At 34.5% G+C, this 4,090-nt stretch carries 3 protein-coding genes and 1 other annotated feature; all 3 genes read right to left on the minus strand.

Annotation, left to right across the window (positions count from 1 at the left end):
* Window positions 1-283: 283 nt before the first annotated feature.
* Complete coding sequence (locus V7014_RS19230; RefSeq protein ID WP_335509347.1) at window positions 284-1,531, minus strand: efflux RND transporter periplasmic adaptor subunit; 1,248 nt, start codon at window positions 1,529-1,531, stop codon at window positions 284-286.
* Between the two features lie 15 nt (window positions 1,532-1,546).
* A complete protein-coding gene (locus V7014_RS19235) occupies window positions 1,547-2,209 on the minus strand; it encodes a hypothetical protein (RefSeq protein ID WP_335509349.1) in 663 nt (220 codons plus the stop codon).
* Window positions 2,210-2,398: 189 nt separating this feature from the next.
* Window positions 2,399-3,739 (minus strand): sodium-dependent transporter, encoded by a 1,341-nt coding sequence (locus V7014_RS19240; protein ID WP_335509351.1) that lies wholly within the window; start codon window positions 3,737-3,739, stop codon window positions 2,399-2,401.
* Window positions 3,740-3,831: 92 nt separating this feature from the next.
* Window positions 3,832-4,056, minus strand: a binding site (T-box leader).
* Window positions 4,057-4,090 lie beyond the last annotated feature (34 nt).

A 4,090-nucleotide genomic window follows, 5' to 3' on the forward strand; every position in this document is an offset into this window, starting at 1 on the left:
GTCTAGCTTCATCGGCCAGCCCCTCGTGTCATAAGCCAAATCACTTCGGAAATCAGGATTTCCTGTGTGATTCGTCTTATGACAGCGGGGCTAAACGGGCCGATTCCGCATTTCATAGTTGACTTATCGTAAGAAGAAGTGTGAAGTTCACTAGGCGTTGGGTGCTTGGAGCTGGACGTAGAATCACTCTATTTAAAGTTATCAACAACGAATTATTTTATAATTTCCTAAACAACAAAATAAAAAACGACTCTGATCCATAAAATGAATCAGAGTCGTCCTTTTATTTCTCGAAAACACCCATTAACAAATATTTTGCTATTTGCTTTTTCGATAATTGTTTTAAATTATATTTTTGAATCTTTGTTGTTGTCATTGGTGTAATGAATGCAGAATTATTTGCTTGTATTTTTTTAGGTTGAGCAGCAATAAGATTTCCTACCTTAACCCCTTTGATTACTTCTTGATCACCTTCAAAAGATAGACCTGGAGTAATTTTCTTTTTTTCAACGAGACCTTTTTCATTAAGTTGATACACATTCATTTTCTTACCTGTTTTGAATGTTGACTTTGTTGAGATAACCGGTACATCTTTTGCTTCATTTACTATAACCTTCATACTAAGCTTTGCACCTGGTAACAATTGTTCATCAGCATCGTTCATTCCTACTATGAAAGGATATTTCGTCTCTTTATCCACACTCGGATTACCTTTAGGATATGAAACAATTTGTTGAATGTTTCCTTCATAGTCTTGCTTGTGAAGAGATGAATACATTTTCACTTGCTGATCTACAGCAACTTTTTTCATTTGTAACTCGGTTAATTCACCTTCAACTGCTAATGTGTTTGATGCTATTGTAATAATGGGGTTCTGTATATCTTTATTAATAGCAACAACCTGGCCTTCCACTTCACTGTTAACCGTTGTTTCACTAATTTTATCCGAAATTCGACTTAATTGACTTTCATATTTCGCTAATTTTGCTTCTAGCTTACTCGCTTCTCTTTCTGCTTCTAGTATCGCTTTTTCAATATCTGTTTCCACACCGCTAGTAACATCTACATTAACTTCAATCTTTAAATCTTTATCGCCAGCAGTGGATGTATTTCCACTAGTTGATGATGGTGTATCTAGTTTCTTTAGTTCCGCTATTTCTTCGTTTACACCATCTAATTCACCTTGTATTTGTGTAATTTCAGCTTCTACTTCAGCTTTCTCATCTTCTAATTCTTTAGAGCTATATGTAAATAAAGCCGAACCAGCTGAAACTGTATCTCCTTCTTTAACAAGGAATGAAGCAAAAGGTCCTTGTTGTTCATCATAATATACACCGTGCTCCGTTTCTGGTTGCACGATACCTTTTGTTTGGAAGGTTTCTATGACATCATCTTTTTGAACTCTTGTCCATTCTTTGATGTATGTTACTCGATCTGCTTTACTGCTTTCTTTAAATAAGAGAAAAAGGTTACCTCCAATAAAGGCAACGGTAAGCAAAGAGATGAGAGTTATTTTCCACTTTTTTTTCACGCTGCTCTTTCCCCCTTAAAAAAAGACACCAATTTTTATATAAGAAAACAGACTAGACATAGCCCAATAAAATACAAATAACAAAATAACAATTGAAATTACTTGTTTTTTCGTCAATTCTGTTAATTTACGCAAGTAATAAATGACAACAATCATCATACTAATTTGGAAAATCGTTATTTCACTAAAGAATTGTATAATAATCTCCTTGTTCGTTACATACTGCGCAAGGATGCCTAACGATAATGGATTGGATGTTGCATCGATATGTAATAAAACAAACATCGGAATTTGAATGATTTGCTCTAGCAAATAGATACTAAACGCAGTCATTTGGATAATGACATGCTTCTTATACGAACCATTTGAGAAACACCAATAATATAGGGCACTCAAAAATAAAAATACACACGGAATCAATAATCCTAATAATAGTCTACCAACAAAAAACAACTGCTTACGAGCTTCTAATTCACCATTGGTCCAATTAGTCATCTCTTTGGATAAAGATTCAGTTCCTATTCCAAACCCAGCACTAACGCCATATGTACATAAACTCACAAAAAAGAGAAGCGCGATAAATCGCTTGTATCCTCTAAAGGCTTCCGCTTCCTTCAATTGATAGCCATACTTCTCCGGTCTAAAGATTCCAAGCAATGGCTGTATCCGGAAAGTCATTTTACATCCCCCAATTAAGTATTTACTATTATAATCTTACAAAAAAAGACTACCTTTTTCATTTTAAACTAAAATCTTTGAAATGTTTACAAATTAATAGCAATTTTAAAATTAATTTTGTTGAAAAAGAAAGGCCACCTTACATATAACACGTAAAGTGGCACGGATTAAAGATGAGTTTCTTCTATATTATATAATACCGATACTATTTAAAAATACTATAACAATAACTACAGGAATAATATATCTCATAATGAAGAACCAAGCATTAAAAGCAGTTGAGCCAAATCTAGAATGCGAAAGCAGCTCTGTTTGCAATATATTCTTCTTTACCTTCCATGATACGAAGATGGAGATTAAAAATACACCTAGCGGCATCAAGATATTACTTACTAAGAAATCTGCTGCATCAAAAATACTTTTCGAAAATATGGTTACATCACTTAGAACGCTATATGATAATGCGGATGGAACACCTACTGCGAAAATCAACACCCCAATAAAAACGGCAAATTTCTTACGCTTATCATCGTTACCTTTCACAACAGCTGCAACAATGATTTCTAACATCGAGAATGCTGAAGTTAAAGTAGCAAATAAGAATAATGCTAAGAAGCAAACAAGGAACACTTCCCCAAAAACGATTTGATCAAAAACAGAAGGCAACACTACAAATAACAATCCAGGTCCTTCAGCTGGCTCTAATCCTAATGAAAACACCGCTGGGAAAATAGCTAAGCCAGCTAATAAAGCGATTATTAAGTTCATTGATACAATAGAAATCGCTGGTTGAATCAAGCTTTCCTTCTTAGATAAATAGGAGCTATACGTAACCATAACTGATACACCAACACTTAAACTGAAGAAAGCTTGCCCCATTGCGAATAGAATACTTTCTGAAGTGATATGTGAAAAATCAGGAGCTAAGAAGAATTTTACTCCTTCAATTGCATTATCCAATGTAAGTGATCGAATAATTAAAATAATAAATAAAAGGAACAAGGCAGGCATTAAAATCTTACTTGCTTTTTCTATACCATTTTGAACACCTTTCGCTACAACAAAGATTGTAATTGCTAAAAATACACCTTGTGCAATAACCGTTAACAAAGGATTACTGATGGTAGCATTGAAAAGCTCGCCATATTGTGTACCATCACCAATGACTCCTCCATATAATCCTTTCACAAGATATATAACAATCCAACCACCAATTACACTATAGAAGGACAATAAAAGAAAACATGTGAATACGCCAAGCTTACCAATCAAATTCCAATTCGTATTAGGTGCAAGCAATTCATACGCACTAATGGCTTCCTTCTGTGTGCTTCGCCCAATAATAAATTCTGCTAATAGTAATGGAAATCCAATTAACAAAGAAAATAGTATAAAAAGAAGAAAGAAAGCTCCTCCTCCACTAACACCTGTAACATACGGTAGTTTCCAAATCGCACCTATACCAATAGCCGATCCAGCCGCAGCTAAAATAAAGCCTATCTTCGATGACCATTGCTCAGTATTCTGCATAAGAATCCATCCAATCTCGTTGATTTAATTTATCATTCATTAAGAAGTTAGGGAATCTGATAGACACAAAAAAGCCACGTCTCTATCTAAAAGATAGGGACGTGGCTTATCACGCGGTACCACCCTAATTGGAAACAATAATATTTCCCACTTCATAAAATAACGGTTTAATCCGTCTTTATATTACATTGCCTAGGATGCAATATAAAGAGAGCTCCAAGAGTGAAATTCGCCTAATCTTTGTATCAGTTTGCACCAACCACTGATTCTCTATTAACAGGGAGACCGGCTTAATGGGTTCTTTTCATCGCTCATTCGATATTTTTTTATAATACTCGAAATTATATTATG

The sequence above is a fragment of the Bacillus sp. JJ722 genome (assembly GCF_036963345.1).
Classification (GTDB): Bacteria; Bacillota; Bacilli; order Bacillales; family DSM-1321; genus Bacillus_AD.